The sequence below is a fragment of the Granulicella sp. dw_53 genome (assembly GCF_018449545.1).
GTDB lineage: Bacteria > Acidobacteriota > Terriglobia > Terriglobales > Acidobacteriaceae > Edaphobacter.
This window is the reverse complement of sequence record NZ_JAAVUR010000012.1, coordinates 42,138-58,869: the sequence shown is the minus strand read 5'-3', so window position 1 is coordinate 58,869 and position 16,732 is coordinate 42,138. Positions and strand designations below refer to the sequence as shown.

Here is a 16,732-nt window from a genome sequence, read left to right as displayed (position 1 = left end):
CGGAGATTCTCCGCGCCTCGCCTCGTTTAACCTTGCAGCATTAGAAGTGCAACCGCGCTCCAAGCTGAACCAACCGCGGGAAGCCCAGCGTGCCGGTGATCTTACCCGCAGTAGAGCTATCCGAAGCAAGGTTAGGCCCATTGAACTGCGGCGTATTGAAGGCATTCAAAGCTTCAGCACGAAACTCCGCACCGACCCGCTCCGTAAGATGGAAGTCCTTATTGAGTGAAAGATCGGAATTCAGGTAGCCCGGACCATAGCAGTTGCTCGTACGCGGCTCGTTACCATAACTTCCGGCTGGGGTAGCAGTGAAAGCCGCCGGATTGTAATAAGCGTTGATCCGCCCCTGAGGACTTCCGGAAAGGCAAGGAGACACGCCGGCAACCCTCGACGGACGCGTACCCTGATTGCCGAACGCTGAGTTAACATTCGTCGACTGCGAGATAGGAAGTGGAGCGCCATCTTGAATGATCATGATGTCGTTGAACTTCCATCCTCCCACAGCAAGATCCATCCAGCGATTCGCTCCACTTAGGAACTGCTTCCCGCGACCGAAAGGCAGCTCGTAGGTGACCGCCAGGGAGGTCCGCTTTGGAATGTCATTGATGGAGCGCGAGTACTCTGGGTTCAGATTGTAGATATCCTGCGCACCATTATTGTTTGAAGGCAAGGGATTCAAAGTGCTGCTGGCTCCCCATAGATTGTCCCAATTGGAAGACCAGGTGAAAGCCGCCAGTACTGTCAGTCCTTGATTGAAACGCTTCTGCACCTTCACAGCAAGCGAGTTGTAGTTGCTAACACCATCGCTCACCGAATCGGTGATGGTGGTGAACTGCGGGAAAGGTCGCACCGTCTGGTTATAGGCTTGGGTAGCAGAGCTCCAGGAACCCGTGCCGGCATACTTGAACGGCACCTTCGCGGTCAGTGCTGCATTGCCCAGCCCGAAGTAATTATCCGTCAATTGGTTGATGTTGATGTTGTTTGGCTGATTTCGTGAATGACCACCGACATAGCCAACCTTCAAGGCGAACCCATAAGGCAACTCTTGCTGAACGTCAGCAGAGTAAGACTGGTACAAAGGAGCCTTACGCGCTTGGTCGATGACCGTAAGTGAACTACCAATGCTGGTGCTCAGACCAAGTGCGTTGCCAGTCGGAGTCGTGCTAAGTGTTGGGAACGGATTGGACAAGCTGATCGAAGGAACTGCGCTTTGCGACGGGATCGTATTCGTCAACACGTAACCAGGAGCAAACGCAGCCGAATTGCTGTAAACCAGCGGCTGGTAGAAAAGCCCATATCCTCCTCGGACCACAGTCTTTGGAGTAATGGAGTAGGCGAATCCAGCACGAGGAGAGATCTTGTTGGGAACCTGTCCGGTCGTCGTCGAATAGCCACCTTGTCCCGCGAACTCGACGCCGCCAACTGCCGATACATTGGAGCCAGCAACAGTATAAGAAGCAGAGCGGTCAAAACCGACGGAGTAGCGATTGTTGCGCTCGTGGACTCCCGGCTCATGTTCATACCGAATGCCGAGGTTTAGCGTGAGCTTCGAGGTCGTCCGCCAATCGTCCTGCAGGTAGAACGCGTTGTAACCCGTCGTTATCGCGAGCTTCGTCGGCACGATCAGAGAACCCGTCAACGGATAACCGAGAAGCAAGGAAGCAGCAGTTGCACCTGTGCTTCCAGTCGTTGCCGAAACCCCGGAATTGGTCAAGGTGCTATCGAAGGTAAAAGCACCACTCGTGCTGCTCAAACTCGTAAACGTTAAGCTGATGGCACGATAGACATAACCAGCCTTCACGTTGTGCTTGCCCAGACTCTTGGCAATGCCCGCCACGAAGTTACGGGAGAAATAGACCGCCGGCCCTGAGTTCGACGTTCCTTCGTTCGACAGGCCCGAGTCACCCGTGATCGCTGGAAAGCCGGTCTTAGACAAAGCGGAGACGTAATTGGATGGAAAACCCAATGTCGCTTGATTGAAGCCCTTGCTAATATCCTGCGTGTCATTGGGGAATCGATTGAAACCAAACCCGATCGTAGCGACGGTAGTCGGATTGATTGTGATCGTATTCTGAATACCCATCGCATCAACCTTCCGGTAGAGAAGATACGACGTTGAGCTTCCGGCGAAGTTCTGTAACGCATTGCCGCCCGGTTCTTTGGAGCCGTAATGCATATAGTAGAAATCTGCATTCCAGCGTGTGCCGAACTGATGATCTAACTTGCCGATGAACTCGTCGGCCCGATCACCAAGAGTATCCCCACCGTTGAAGTTGAAAGACCCATAACCAGAGTAAGCAGTGTTTTGTTTCGGATAGGTGTTCAAGATCGCCTGTCCAATTGGGTTGATGCGGCTAGCAGGAATCTTGTTTCCATCGAAGATAGTTCTAGGGCTAGTTAATGGATCGTAGATGCAGCGTCCCGCCGCTCCTGCCGGAGTTAGCGGACCTGGACCGCAGGTACCGTTGGGAAGCTTCGTCCCAATCTCGGAGAAATCTCCAGTCAATTGCAGAGGAGTAGGAACTATGAACGAATTAGCAGCAGTGAGAGGAGAACGTTGTCGATAGCCTTCCTCTGTCACCCAGAAGAAAGTTTTATTCTTCCCGCCGAGAAACTTAGGCAAAGGAATCGGTCCTCCCAGCGACCCAACATAACTATAAAACTCCGCCGCGCCTCTAGGGGTAGTCGGCTGGGTTACTCCAGTGACAGGATCTTTGTACGCCGTCCGGTTGTTGAAGTATAAGTTCGCGCCCCAATTTGTCTGGCGTGTCTCCCCTTGGAGTACGCCATGAAGTGTGCTTGAGCCAGACCGCAGCGTGGTATTGAACATACCGCCGCTGGTGCGGCCGATCTCCGCATCGTAGGTGTTCTGTTGAACCTTCACCTCTTGGACCGATTCAAGCGAAGGAATGATCACCGCGCGGTTGCTCATATCGGTGATTGGGATGCCATCCACCGAGTAGTTGTTCGAGCTCAATGGTGCGCCAGCAATCGAGATGGTAGAAGATCCGCTCTGATCCTGAAAGCGCACGAAACGTGGGTCGCCGACTGGGGTTACGTTGTTATCGAGCTTCGAGAAGAGAAATGGATTACGGCCAGGGTTCGGAAGGTTCAGTAGCTTTTGAGAGTCGATAAGCTGTCCGTTATAAGAAGTTCCATTCTCAACGATTGGCTCGGCCGCGGTTACTTCAACGGTCTGCGAGGCGGATCCAAGCGCAAGCTTAAGATCCAACGCAATCGTATTGCCGGAGTCGACACGTATCGCCTTGTTCTCGGACTTCATGAATCCGTCTGAAGTCACGATGATCGAATAACTACCAGGATCGACGGCGCTGAACACATACTCTCCTGCGCCATTGCTTACAGTAGTCCTGGTTATCTTGGTCGAGTCAGATACCAGGCTCACAGTGGCCTTGGTGACACTAGCACCTTGGGAGTCGGTCACAGCTCCACGGATCGTTCCGTAGTTGGACTGAGCACTTGCACCCACTGCCAGCGAGAGCATCGCCAGCGCAATAAACAGATTGTGGAAGGTCCTCTTCAAACGAATCACGATAAGCCTCCGGCAAAATAAAAACGTCGTTGATAGTTCCAAATGCACCTCAGGGCGGCCATTTAAATCGGGCCTCTGGATGCAAGTGGCTGTATTAAAACCAAAATTTGGAGAGGATTATCAGGCGCAGCAAAGCCGAGTTGCCAAGGATGGCAGCTAAGTCGGGCGACAAAGACACCTTTGCGCCAACCTAAGTAAGGAGTTACGAAATACAGCCTGAATAAACTATTGAGTCTTGTATCTGCTCTCCGGCGACGTTGACGGAGTCAAGGCGAAAGCAAATTTGAACTACTCCCGGCGGGAGCCGGTACAGCTCCAGACCTGAATGATTAAGGTCTAGATACAGCTAAATACACTTCGGTTCTAAGGCCGTAAGAATCTTCGGGCCTCACTGATGTGAGAATTAGCCTTTTGGTGATGTGGTTGAGCCTAACGAAGTGTGTTGATGATGTCAACATAAAAATCGCCATTCCTAGACCTACTCCACATAGTCCTTCCTATCCTCTATTGTTTTCCTACTTTGAATATTTCTATTCTTCGGGCAGAAGATTCAGTTACAGTAATTGCACGTTGGCTCAGGCCCATCCACTTTCATCTAAATAGCCTCCCCCAACTGTCTCGAACTTCGCCTCAGTATTACCAAGGAGCTTTAATGACAATGTCTAACGCCTCCTCTTCCGTCTCTCGCCGCTCCTTCATGCGCATGGCAGGCATCGCCGCTTCTATCCCGGTATTATCTGAATCGCACTTTGCCTGGGCCGCTCAGCAACCCACAAAGCCTGCGTCTAAACCGGTGTCTCAGCAGCAGATGATGAAGCAAATGATGATGTCCATGCCCAAGGACGCCGTGCTCATCAACGCGAATGAAAACCCACTAGGACCCTGCGAGGCCGCGCGTAGCGCAATCGCCTCTGTCGCGTCCAAAGGAGGCCGCTATGACATTCTCGAGATGATGAATCTCGTCGACGTCTTCGCTAAACAAAATAACGTCGATCCCGACTACATCGCCGTCTACGCGGGCTCCAGCGAACCCCTCCACTACTCTGTTCTCACTTACACCAGCCCTACGCGCTCCTTTGTCGCCGGCAACCCCACGTACGAAGCCGGAGGACGCGCTGCCGAAATTGCAAAGGCCAAGGTCCTGCAAACACCGCTCACCAGCACTTACTCACACGACGTCAAAGCGCTGGCCGCAGCCGACTCCAGTGCGGGCGTCATCTATCTCTGTAATCCCAACAATCCCACCGGCACCATCACATCCCGCAAAGATATCCTTTGGCTCCTCGACAACAAGTCTAAAGACACGATGCTTCTCGTTGACGAAGCCTACATCCATCTCTCCGATGCTGAGTCAGTTACCGACCAAGTAGCCAACCGCAAGGACATCATCGTCCTCCGCACCTTCTCCAAGATCTATGGCATGGCAGGCATCCGTTGCGGCCTTGCGATCGCCCATCCGGACGTCCTTCGCAAACTGGAATCGTGTGGTCAGAATGCAATGCCCATCACCTCCTCTATCGCCGCACGCGTCTCGCTTGAGGACACTGCCCTTATCCCTGCCCGCAAGGCCTACATTGCGGAGGCGCGGAACGAGACTCTCAAATTCCTTGCCGCCAACAACTACAAGGTGATTCCTGGCTCACAGTCCAATTGCTTCATGATCGACACCGGCCGTAAGGGTCGCGACGTCATGGCGGCGATGGCTCAGAAGAAGGTCATCATCGGCCGTACCTGGGCCATTTGGCCGAACGTCGTCCGCATCTCTGTGGGCACCAAGGAAGACATGGCGAAGTTCCGCACGGCCTTCAAGGAAGTGATGGATACACCTCCCACGTCAGCCTATCTGCATACTCCCTTCGAAGATGTTTCCTTCCCTCAGCTTTCGTAATCAACTACCACTGAAGACCCCAGCGGCTTCCTCTGCCGGGGTCTTTTCCTTTAGCATCGAAGACTCGCCGCATTTCTATCCCTAAATATCTCGTCGTCAGAAAGGCTACAAATGCAGTGTCACCCCTGCGTCCTTGCCGTCACGGCAATCTGCTTCGCCTTGCCCCTCGCCGCACAATCCCGCACTCCTCCCGCCAAGCCCGTAACTCAAGCTCAGGTCGATCGAATTACCCGCGACGCGATTCTCATCGACACACACGACGACGTCACCTCTCTTACTGTCGCAGGCTATGACATCGCTACTCCAAACAAATCTGCCCAGACCGATTTACCCCGGATGAAGGGCTTTCTCGGAGCTGAATTCTTCGCCATCTATGTCGGGGCCGAATACGTCAAGGACAATCACTCCGCCAACCGCGCTCTCCAGATGATCGATACCACTCGCACCGACATCATCGCTGGCCACCCAAACGACTTCGTCTTTGCCACCACCGCGGACGGCATCGAGCGCGCCCATAAGCAACATAAGATCGCCGCCCTTATGGGCATCGAAGGCGGCCATGCCATTGAGGACTCCCTGCGCCTACTCCGCGACTACTATGCTCTCGGCGTCCGCTATATGACCCTTACTCACTTCAATACCAACAGTTGGGCCGACTCCCAGGGAGACATCGACAACCCCGAAGTAGCACACCACAACGGACTCACTTCATTCGGGAAAGATGTCGTCCGCGAGATGAACCGCCTCGGCATGATGGTCGACATCTCCCACGTCGCAGACAAAACTTTCTACGACGTCCTGGAGACGAGCACCGCACCTGTCATCGCCTCGCACTCATCCTGCCGCGCTATCTCCAGCCATACTCGCAATATGACCGATGACATGATCAAGGCCCTCGCAGCAAAAGGTGGCTCAATTCAGATCAGCTTTGGCTGCGACTTCCTCTCTGAGCGCTACCACGAAGCGTCGAAGCCCATCATGGCCGAACTTCGTCCGCGTATATCTGAAGCGATGAAGCTTGAAGATCCTACAGCACGCGCCGCAGCCATGGACCAACTCGAAGCCGAGGCCAACGCCAAGCTTCCTCCTGCTACCCTCGCCGATGTCGTAGCCCATATTGACCACGCCGTCCAGGTGGGTGGTATCGATCACGTAGGCATCGGGACAGACTTCGATGGAGTTGGCTGCGTCCCCAAGGATCTGGATTCCTATAACAAATTCCCTGCCCTTACCCGCGCCTTGCTCGAAAAAGGTTATACAGCCGCTGACATCAAGAAGATCTATGGCGGCAATCTTCTTCGCGTGATGCGCGCCGTCGAGCAAGAGGCCCGACGCGAGCAAGCCGCCAATATCAAGCCGCCTGCTCTCAACTCGCCGGTGAAGTAGCACTCATTGTGGCAAAAGAAAGAGGGCCACGAGGCCCTCTTTCTTTGCAGCAAATAAGCATGTTGATCCAGATTACTATCGACTCATACGGCAATCGTGTAGCTACTTTACTTGCCTTTTACAGCAATGACTTCGATCTCCACCAGAGCCCAGGGAGCGACCATTGCCGCCACTTGAACCGCTGAGCGCGCTGGCTTATTAGGCTGCTCTTTTGTCCCGAAGAACTGCGTGTAAGAAGCCTGTAGTCCTGCAAAGTCCAGCTTTCCGCCGTTTGCCGGATCGCCCGCCAGGAATACCGTCATCTTTACGACGTCCTTCATATCCAACCCCTGCTCCTTCAGCAGTGCCTGGATCTTCGTTAACGCGGAGAAGGATTGAGCCTTCGTATCTCCATAGACAGCCGCAGTTCCCTTTGCCGGGTCTGCGGGCGTCACTGGGGAAGCCAGCTGTCCGCTCAGGTACAGCGTATCGCCAGCCCATACTCCGTTCGCAATCGCCGCAGAGGCATTCGGCTGTAGATGTTTCACGACAACCTGTGCCTGCATCCCACATGGAACAGCCACTAAAGCCGCTCCCAGAACTACATTCAAAATCTTCATGCACACTCCTCCAAATAGCTCATCCGCAAACTGGCCTTTGGGCTCGAAGACCTAAGCCGATCCTAGGCCTTCGCAGCTTTTACCTTGTCGCTGATCATCTCGATGGCCCGTCGACCGCTGGTCGCCGCACCTTCCTGCCAGCCCACAACGTGACTGGTATGGTCGCCGGCGAAGTAGATCGGCCCATCCGGCGACGTAAGGATGTTGTAATCCTTCTGCGGAATGCCACCGATCCACGATCCTTCATTCCACTTCACCTGCCGCCAACCGCAAAAGACCGGTTTCTCCAGATCCTTACCGTGCCCTGGATGCAACTTCTCTACCTGCGCACGAGACTTTGCAAACTTCTCCTCCAAAGTGAGCGCCGCAAAGTTCTCGTAAGAATCGTCCTGATAACCCGAGACGATGATGCCGCGCTCCGCCATCAGATTGCACGATGGATACCACACTGGATTCGGCCCCTGCGCCATAAAGGAGAGGCCACCGTAGATGTTGTAGTCCGTCTCCCAGAACCGCTTCGATTCCCATGGGATCTTGTAGGAGCCACGATAGACAGCCGTATCTACAACACGTTTGTGATCGGCGTCCAAGTCGGCCTTGATCTTGCGCAGAATCGTCAGAGGCATCGCGCACACGGCATAATCGGCCTCGATCGTCTTGGTAGCGCCAGCCTTCGTATAGGTCACCTTCACGCCCTTGGGCGTCTTCGCTATCTCGGTTACTGGGGCGTCATACACCACGATCGGTCCCAGGGACTTCGCAAATGCATACGGGATCTGAGCCATTCCACCTACCGGCTCCATCATCGTTGCTTGCCAGTCCCACGCCTCTTCGTACAGCATCCCGGTCCAGAAGTTCGCATCCAGTAGCGTATGCATCGGGACCGTCTCAGCATCGATGATCATCTCCTGAGATCCAGCCCCCGGATACTGTTTGATCAGCGCGCGATCTGATCCCTTGTAAACATTGGTCCGGTCCAGCGGACCATAGATGCGTAGAAACGCGATCATTCGTTGACGGTCCTCGACCGTAATATCCTGGTCCAGCGCGCCGCCCTTGATCGCTTTGGAGAGCAGTTCGCTAACATGTCCACGGGTATCGTTGACCGCCTGTCGCTGCACATAAGGTTTGCCGCCATTCACCGCATCGTTCTGCAGGAATGAGGAACGCGACGTATTTACCTGCACCTCGAGTGGAACCTTGAGCTCCCGACAATAGCCCAGGATCGTCCCATGGACGGAAGGTAGCCGCGCCGGTCCCATGTTCTGGTACAAGCCTTCGCTCCAGGTTACGTTCTGCTTGGTTCCATCGATAAACTCCACCACGTCGCCGTTCTTCGCGCTCCAATTGCGACCGCCCGGGCGATGTCTCGCCTCCAACACCGTAACGTCATAGCCTAACTTGCGAGCTTCATAGGCCGTTACAAGTCCGGCGATTCCGCCTCCAAGCACTACTAGCTTCGTGCCCTTACCTACGCCCGCCGCAGCCGCGATCGGTGTCGCCGCAGAGGCCTTCATCGGCATTAATCCTAACGACTGCATGGTTGTAAATGCGGCGCTATAGCCGCCAGCTTGCCCTACGCGCATCAGAAAATCGCGTCTCGAGATTCCCATAATCTAAAACACCTCATTCGAAATGGAGTTGCTGAACCCGGTGAATCTACAAGGGCGCAAGTCGACGCGGACCCGCCTGAAATAAAGGTGAAGGTCTGCTCGCGAAACACTACGGCCAGTCAAAATCCTGCCGTTGTTACGTTGCAGTCCTTCAGTGGAGGGACAACAGAGGAGTGACAGTTTTAAAGCCAGAATCTGTAAATTTTTAGTGTGTTGTTCTGATGGTATCGCAAACACGGGTCTTCGTCTTGTCCTCGCACAAGGTAAAGCCGTATCTGCCTATCGAGGAAGCGAAGCGGCAGCTACTCATACCGTAGCGAAGTCATGGGAGTTACCCGTGAAGCCTCGCGCGCCGGATAGTACCCGAAGAAGATCCCGACAGCAGCCGAAATACCGAACGAAATCAGTACCGACGCGACCGAAACGCTCGTCGACCATTGCACAAAACTTGAGATTGAGTGCGCCGCCACTACTCCGATCAAAATCCCCAGGGCTCCTCCCGCAACGCTCAGCCCAATTGACTCGAACAAAAACTGCCGCATCACATCGCCAGACCGCGCACCCACGGCGCGCCGTATCCCGATCTCCCGTGTTCGCTCCGTCACGCTCAGCAGCATAATGTTCATGATGCCGATCCCTCCCACGATCAGGGAGACCGCCGCAATACTGGCCAGTAGCGCGCTCATCGTTCGGCTCGCCTGATCGAGCGTCTTGCCCAACTGATCCAGCGTCACCTTTTCCAAACCATCGACATTGCCGACCACCGCCTTCGCAATGTCCGTCCGCATCCCACCCTTGCCCAATGCCTTACGCGCCTGGCTACTCACGATAAAGTCATCGGGCATCGTCTTCGTAATTCCGTGCCGCTCACGCAGCAATACCGTCGTCGCCCTCAACACCTTCGTTACATCTCCCGTGGAAGCGGTCGTAATCGTGATCGTGCTCAAATTGTTTCTCTGTAGGAGCCGCTGCGCCGTCGTGATCGGGATATAGATTGCATCAAATTGGTCATCCCCAGCAGCAGCCGTCACCATCCACGTACTGCTCGCGGCCACTCCCACCACCTCGGCCTTTTGTCCGCCGAGGGTAATCGTCTCGCCTACTGGATTCTTATTGCCAAACAGTTTTTCGCTTGCGATCGAGCCCAGCACCGCAACGTTCTCACCTTTCCTCTGCTCCCGCTCGTTGAAGAACCTCCCATGCGGAAACACCCATGCCCGCTTGATCCCCGGCAACGAAGCATCATCCCCATGCAACCTGGTAAACCACTTCGCATCTCCCACCGCGGCGTGCACATTCTCGTGCATGCCCGCCGAGACATACTGCACACCTTTGACCTTCTTGATCTCTTCTGCATCCCCGAGTGTCAGCGTCGTCGCGCCACCCAATCCAGCCTCATTCTCTCCGGCATGCGCGGCTAGCTGGTTTGGATTGTCTTCCGGCGCAAAGATTCGCAGTAACCGAGCTCCTTCCCTCCGATCCCAGGCCGCAATCCGGAGGCGCGCGGCTTCCTGGCGCTGGGGATGATACGCCGCTGGCTCCTCAGCCTCACCATCCGAGGTCCACTGCTGCTGTGCCTTATAGTTCCCCGAGGTTACGACCACCACATTCATGCCAGCAGCTCGCACCTGGTCCTGAATCGCCCGCTGTGCCCCGCTCCCCAGGGCGATCATGGTTAATACAGTCGCGACCCCGATCGTCATCCCGGTCATGGTCAGAATGGTCTGGAGCTTATTGCGGCGTAGAGCGCGAATCGCAATAAAGATGCTTCTCTGCGCGGATCCCATCTGAAGGAACATAAATCAGTCTTCTCCTCATAACTCTCGCCTGCCGGTAGCGATCTGACCGCTGCGCGGAGGAAAACAGCACAGTCCCACCTCATCGCCAGATACCGGAGATGAGGGCTTAAACTGAGCTTCAAAAGAGAGACCACGGGGCTCTACGTCTGCTAGGAAGACAACACTGTCCTCGCATCGACAGGCTAAAACAGATTAGCTTAGATGCAAGAATTCTATTCGCTTTTCTTTATTTGTACACGCTCAAAGTTGGGCGGCCGCCCATTCCACACCCGACGACCTTGATTTCTTAATCTTTAGGTGAAGCAACCTCTGATAAATCAGACCGATTCCATACCGCCATAATCTTGGGCGATACATATTTCTCGAGGGGTTTGAAATGCGCCTGTTTCGCTAGATGAAAATTCTGAATGGCATTCTTTTGCAGGTCGTCATATCTGTTTTTATTTTGGGCGTCGGATAAAAACGCTTCGGACATGAAGGTCGCCCCCAGATAAAAATATGCTGGACCTTTGAGGACTCCTCCTTCTTTCAGATAAAGCGTGATAGCATCACGCGCTTCCTCGAAGTGAGATTGACCATAACTACGAACGCCCTTAATTAGCGTATCTTCCACTTCTTGTGGATCAGCCTGCATCGCGTCGAGCAAACGTTGTCTCGCTAAAACCGCATCCTCCTGCTGAGGGTCGATAGCCAATACCTGTTCGTAGGTCGAAACTGCAGCTTTGGCATCCCCACTCGTTTCGCTCTCATGTGCTTTTGCCATCAACTCCTTAACTTTTTTGGAGCTATCTAGAGCCACATTGGCAGCGGACTTCGCTTTATTCCTCTCAACTTGAGCCACCGGATTAGATGGAGCTTTAGCTTCTGTCTTATCCTTGCTTTCTGCCACCTGCGGTTTAGAGCTATCGGTAGAAGCAAGCATCGAGGAGATGCGCAGTAGCTTATCGCCAGGGTTGCCGGGGCCATTATTTTTGATGGCTAGTGCAAAGCTATACTTCTGCTTCGCAGCAGCCAAATTTCCACTTTGCATATAGGCATCCCCCTCCTGGATTGATTGGTTATAGATGCGAATATTTGTAACAATTTCCCGTGTGCCAGCCAGCAGATCTGCCTCCTTGATAGAAGAGGCGAGCTCTAATGCTGCAGCAAAGTTCCCATTTTCGTACGCCGCCTGTGCGGCCGCTAGAGTTCGTCCATCAGTATTCGCTGGCTGTGGTCCAAGATTAAGCGACTTCGATGCTTCCTGAATTATTCTTTGCGCTTCCTCATGGCGAGGTCCAAAGTAAATCTTCTTAAGATCGCGAATGGCACCGGCATAGTCTTTGTGATCGAGTTCAAACTTACTCGTATTAAAAATGCTTTCGTACTGCACCAATTGATCCGCAGTGTATCGCTGCATACTATCGCATTTTTTGCCGTACTTATGTGGATCCAGCTTCGCCGCTTGGCAGATATAAGCAGTGGCATGATCGAATTCTTTCTTCGCCATCGCCGCTTTATATTCGGAATTGAGATTTCCCGCATCGTCCCCTGCATAGAGGAAAGCCGACGTAAAAATAACAAGAATCAGCAAAAGCTTCTTAGATATATAGATCTGCTTCATGGCTGATCTCCCACAAGAAGCTGCTTGATATCCGGCTCTGGGAAGGTGCTCGTACACAGATGCTGCGACTGGGTAAGCTGACAGTGCTCCATCTGAACGATCTTATCTACACCCACAAAAGTGACTGTATAGTTTCCAACCGGAATTCCTTCCAGACGTAAAGGTGTATTGTGATCGCTGGAAGGCAGGGCCACGATATGCCCAGTTTCATCTGCGATCTGTTGAACAACCGCCCATGGTAATGCATTCAGCTCCAAATACGTGGATGCAAAAACAGGTTTTTCAGAAGAACGCACTCGATGCCGCCGCAACATAGAAGTAGCGATAATCACAACGAGCAAACCGGCGGTAATATATAGCCACCTGCGGAATCTCTCTTTCGTAATGAAAGAAAGTAAGGTACCAGTGGCATGTGAGCTTTGATTGGTGTTCTTGGCCGCCACCTTCAACAAGCGCTTTCTATCCGCACGCACTTCTGGACCCGCAAATGGTGCGGCACTCTCAGAACGGCGCAAAACTTCTCGGGCCTCCTGCCGATCATTTCGTGCCAGTGCTTCGTTTGCGCTATCGATAGAAGCGGTAAGCGATGCGTTCGCAGCTAGAAGCCGCTTGTTTTTCAACTCGCCAATAGATTGGCCTACTTTGTTTGAGTCGCCATATTTTCGGTGCACTGCTTCGAGCGCATCTAGACTGTGGGGCCAATCATTTTTCCCTAGAGCATCGTCAAAAGAAGCAACCGCTGCTTGGATCGCCCTGTCGATTTCAGCTTCTTGGGTCAACTCTCGCAGCAACGCACTGATCTGACTATTTGCAATTATCTCGGGTGGCTGGCTTTCCAAAAAGCGAAGCGCCTCCTGCAAGTCGGTGGCGGCTAAGGACCGAGTACGGGATGTTACTGCCTCGAGACGCTGCGAGGCCTCCCGTATCATCTGGCGGGCATGCTCGAGCAACGCTTTAAGCTCTGCGTCTCCTATGTTTGCTACGACCGGCTCAAGTTTCGCAATGGCGGCCTCATACTTCGAGGCGCTTATGAGCGCCTGCGCCTCCTCGCGCGCTTCACTACTCTGGCGTCGCCGCAATATTACTTGCTGTTCTGCTCTCGCAAATTCGAGCAGCAGCATAACGTCTTCCGACTCTCCACACCGAATCAGCGCGGATTCCAATGTCAGTACCGCATTATCAAACTGCATAGCGTCAATCTCGACATGCGCCTGCTTCAGACATTGAGCAAGTAATTCATCTCGCTTGAAACGCTGGATATGTTCCTCCAGCCGGGACTTGAGCTGGACTAGCCGCTCAGCACCGGGCACTTGCTCTAACGCCTTCTCAATGACTGCCAGCGCTTCCTTCGGAGCACTGGAAAAGAGGTCCTGAGCTTCTTGCGCTGCGGCGTGTGCAATTTGTTGAGCCTGAAAATCCCGTTTCTTCTTCTCTGTTTCTACCTTAAGGCGTAACAATGACGCTTCAGTAGGTAACTTCTCTAAGGCACGGTTTAACTGTCTGAGTGCTCGATCAAAATCGTCCCGATGAAGACAATCCTGTACCTCCGCTGCCACTTGCTCGCTGACCTTACGCCGAAGTTCTTGATCCTGTCGATTAAGTGCCTCATGTAAGAGCTTTTGTACTTCAGGATGGGTAGGGTCGAGCTCGGCTGCCTCTCGCAGACCCGAAATGGTCTCCGTATAGCGTCTGGAAGTGTAATCCTCGCGGGCAATCTGCAATAATTTCTGAAGCTTTCCTTCGTTCTTACTCCGCTCTACCTCCCGCAGTATGGCGGCGTATGCATTACGGAGTCCGGTATCTTTCTCATCGAGGGTGAGTGCTTGACTAAGAAAGTCTTGCGCGGAGATCAGATCGCCGCGTTCCCGAGCACTTCCAGCTTGTTGCTGGAGTAAATTTACCTTGTCCTGTCTATCCTTCAAGGATTGAGCATTATTCAACTGCTCAGCAAGCTGAAAGACGTTATCCGTATCAAGTTTGATCGCTTGTCGATAGAGCAGAACCGCTTCTTCGTACCGTCGGGAATGGATCGCCTCGTCTGCTTGCTCGACGAACTGCCGCAACTGTTCAGTTTTCTGGGTGCGATTAAGTTGATCCTGTACTTCCCGCATCATGCGCCGAACATCGATATCTTGAGAATCAATTCGCTGTAGGTCAAGAAGCACCATCCGTGCATTGGCGAACAGACCTTCCTCGATTAAACGTCTCGCGGAATTCGTTAGCTCACCCACCCGCTCTTTTTTCAAGCGGTCTAAGATAACTCGCAGGTCGAATGCCATCTCCTCCGCGGTGCTATAGCGGTCTTCGGCATTCTTCGCGAGCGCACGTTCGACAACAGCAATCAACTCATCGGGCAGATCGGGGCTGTAGTCTCTTAGTGGCGTGTAAGGCTCACTAATCACCTTGTATAGGGTAGAGACATTCGTTCCATCAAATGGAAGCTGTCCGGTAATCATCTGGTAGAGCATTACCCCCGCGGACCAGATGTCTGCGCGACCATCGCTTAGCTCACCCTTTAATCGCTCTGGAGCTATGTAGTGAAATGTTCCAATAAGGGCATCTGTCTTTGTGAGACGTGTCGTCTGGTCAGCCAATCGCGCGATGCCGAAGTCGACGATCTTTACCTTGCCGTCAGGCTGAATTATGAGGTTTGCTGGTTTGATATCGCGATGCAACACTCCATTTTGATGCGCATAACCAAGACCAGAACAGAGTTGCTCAATGGTCGACAGGGTTTCCACCAAAGAGGTTCTGCGACCAGAACGAAATATCTTTTCTAACGACTCGCCAGCAACAAACTCCATTGCGATGTATGGATTGCCTTCATGCTCTCCCAGCTCATAAATCGTTACAATATTCGCGTGATTCAGCATGCCGGAACGCGCTTCAACATAAAAGCGCTCACGCAGCTCGGGGGTGGTCTCTGTAAGGGTCTTAATGGCAATCTCACGACCGATGAGCTTGTCCTCTGCCTTATAGACGATGCCCATACCACCGCGCCCAAGCTCAGACACTATGTCGTATCTGCCAATGCGTGTAAGCGTGCTGGCTGACAGTGGATCACGACTCATACTCAACTGATGCCCTCAGACCTTCAGATATCCTGATTGGAGAAGTTGAAATCTAACCATCAAGCGGATGCCCTCATGCTTTTGCCCATAGAACAACACGAGAGGTCCTCGTCTTAACCACTCATCCTCCAATGAGATAACCCACGAGCGGCCAATATATTCCCGGACGATCGCAATATTCGGTTGCTAATCGATATCGCGCTCCACCAGAAACCGATTGGTAGCGTGTTGCCAACCAGTGCTTCGAAGCCCCAAGGCAGTCGGCCTGTGACTGGATTGTTCCATTGCTGGAAGTGCAATCGATACTGAAGACAATGTGGGAATCTAATCCCCCGCGTATCAGATTCCCACGCCCCCGCTCATGACGAGGCCCGCTACGAGCCCACCAAATCCAACCGATCCAGATGGGGGCAGTCCTATCTCGCCGATCTCGCAAGTAGGAGAACCGGTGAGAATCGCGCCGCCAAGGAGCGTCTGATCACCCATTCGAGCTGCAGGCAGGTTATAGATGAATACGCCGGTTGAACCTCTTATGATTGGATCGTCCCCAATAGCTGTGCATGTTACTTGGGCAGTGACCATAGCGGCGGGGAGGAAGTCGATAAGAACGGTGAGTTCTCCGGATGGGAGGATAGGACCGCCTCCACCTGGGCAAATATGGGTATCTGTCGCTCGAGCTGCAGGTGGCATATATCGATCTCCTCTCCCCGATCTTGTCTACGTTATTGGTTACAAACTTGCTCTCAAAGAACAACTTCTAGATCCCGTAGAAAGGCATCGTAGTCGGGACGCACTGCGCTTAGTGCAGCTTCAGGAGTTGTGAGTGTCGCGACGCCAACCCAGCGATTGAATCGGACATAGGTCTGCGCATGAACCATTGGCCCTATCTTGTCAGAAATATGCCGCACCAAGAAGAGAAATGCTTCGTCCGCCCTGTCAAAGGATATCGGCTGCGGACCGGCCATGGCTGGGGAACCGAGATAATATTTGACCAGCTTTGCTTGTTTTTCAATATAGGAGATAAGCGTATCTTCGCCTTCTAGCACGTCCTCTCGAAGACAGACATTTGCATTGGAGCGCGAGGAATCAGACGTGCTTTGGCAGATTCCAAAACCGACAATATAGGTCCACCCCTTTGGCAGCATTTTAATTTGCCAATGTCCGACCTTTTTCACGCCGGGGTCTGTCTCGAATTGTTCTACGGATCTCGTCAAGTTTCA

General features: G+C 53.2%; 10 protein-coding genes. 2 read left to right on the top strand and 8 right to left on the bottom strand.

Annotated features, from left to right (window positions below; genetic code table 11):
- Positions 1-40: 40 nt before the first annotated feature.
- A complete protein-coding gene (locus HB393_RS17865) occupies positions 41-3,553 on the bottom strand; it encodes a TonB-dependent receptor (protein ID WP_345945284.1) in 3,513 nt (1,170 codons plus the stop codon).
- Positions 3,554-4,211: 658 nt separating this feature from the next.
- Here HB393_RS17865 and HB393_RS17860 point away from each other — a divergent pair.
- Both HB393_RS17860 and HB393_RS17855 read left to right on the top strand, forming a co-directional pair.
- Positions 4,212-5,441: a pyridoxal phosphate-dependent aminotransferase gene (locus tag HB393_RS17860; RefSeq protein ID WP_255551295.1), complete on the top strand. Its 1,230-nt coding sequence runs from the start codon at positions 4,212-4,214 to the stop codon at positions 5,439-5,441.
- Between the two features lie 111 nt (positions 5,442-5,552).
- Positions 5,553-6,827 (top strand): dipeptidase, encoded by a 1,275-nt coding sequence (locus HB393_RS17855; protein ID WP_213806557.1) that lies wholly within the window; start codon positions 5,553-5,555, stop codon positions 6,825-6,827.
- Between the two features lie 107 nt (positions 6,828-6,934).
- Here the strand turns inward: HB393_RS17855 and HB393_RS17850 are convergent, their stop codons facing one another.
- From HB393_RS17850 to HB393_RS17820, 7 genes are all read right to left on the bottom strand, one after another.
- A complete protein-coding gene (locus tag HB393_RS17850; RefSeq protein WP_213806556.1) occupies positions 6,935-7,426 on the bottom strand; it encodes a RidA family protein in 492 nt (163 codons plus the stop codon).
- A gap of 62 nt (positions 7,427-7,488) precedes the next feature.
- The gene (locus HB393_RS17845; protein WP_213806555.1) at positions 7,489-9,039 is read right to left on the bottom strand and encodes an FAD-dependent oxidoreductase; all 1,551 of its coding nucleotides are present in this window, start codon (positions 9,037-9,039) and stop codon (positions 7,489-7,491) included.
- A gap of 302 nt (positions 9,040-9,341) precedes the next feature.
- On the bottom strand, positions 9,342-10,838 hold the full coding sequence (locus HB393_RS17840; protein WP_213806554.1) for an ABC transporter permease: 1,497 nt from the start codon (positions 10,836-10,838) through the stop codon (positions 9,342-9,344).
- Positions 10,839-11,124: 286 nt separating this feature from the next.
- Complete coding sequence (locus tag HB393_RS17835; protein ID WP_213806553.1) at positions 11,125-12,441, bottom strand: hypothetical protein; 1,317 nt, start codon at positions 12,439-12,441, stop codon at positions 11,125-11,127.
- Entirely contained in the window at positions 12,438-15,512 is a 3,075-nt protein-coding gene (locus HB393_RS17830; protein ID WP_255551294.1) for a serine/threonine-protein kinase, read from the bottom strand. Before HB393_RS17830 ends, HB393_RS17835 begins: the two co-directional genes overlap by 4 nt.
- Before the next feature lie 339 nt (positions 15,513-15,851).
- Entirely contained in the window at positions 15,852-16,202 is a 351-nt protein-coding gene (locus HB393_RS17825) for a PAAR domain-containing protein (RefSeq protein WP_213806551.1), read from the bottom strand.
- Between the two features lie 53 nt (positions 16,203-16,255).
- Positions 16,256-16,687 (bottom strand): hypothetical protein, encoded by a 432-nt coding sequence (locus HB393_RS17820; protein ID WP_345945282.1) that lies wholly within the window; start codon positions 16,685-16,687, stop codon positions 16,256-16,258.
- Positions 16,688-16,732 lie beyond the last annotated feature (45 nt).

What these genes read in the sequence shown, in the direction of transcription:
- HB393_RS17840 (WP_213806554.1), bottom strand. Translation starts at nt 10,838, where the DNA reads ATGTTCCTTCAGATGGGATCCGCGCAGAGAAGCATCTTTATTGCGATT.
- HB393_RS17855 (WP_213806557.1), top strand. Translation starts at nt 5,553, where the DNA reads ATGCAGTGTCACCCCTGCGTCCTTGCCGTCACGGCAATCTGCTTCGCC.
- HB393_RS17825 (WP_213806551.1), bottom strand. Translation starts at nt 16,202, where the DNA reads ATGCCACCTGCAGCTCGAGCGACAGATACCCATATTTGCCCAGGTGGA.
- HB393_RS17860 (WP_255551295.1), top strand. Translation starts at nt 4,212, where the DNA reads ATGTCTAACGCCTCCTCTTCCGTCTCTCGCCGCTCCTTCATGCGCATG.
- HB393_RS17830 (WP_255551294.1), bottom strand. Translation starts at nt 15,512, where the DNA reads ATGAGTCGTGATCCACTGTCAGCCAGCACGCTTACACGCATTGGCAGA.
- HB393_RS17835 (WP_213806553.1), bottom strand. Translation starts at nt 12,441, where the DNA reads ATGAAGCAGATCTATATATCTAAGAAGCTTTTGCTGATTCTTGTTATT.
- HB393_RS17850 (WP_213806556.1), bottom strand. Translation starts at nt 7,426, where the DNA reads ATGAAGATTTTGAATGTAGTTCTGGGAGCGGCTTTAGTGGCTGTTCCA.
- HB393_RS17845 (WP_213806555.1), bottom strand. Translation starts at nt 9,039, where the DNA reads ATGGGAATCTCGAGACGCGATTTTCTGATGCGCGTAGGGCAAGCTGGC.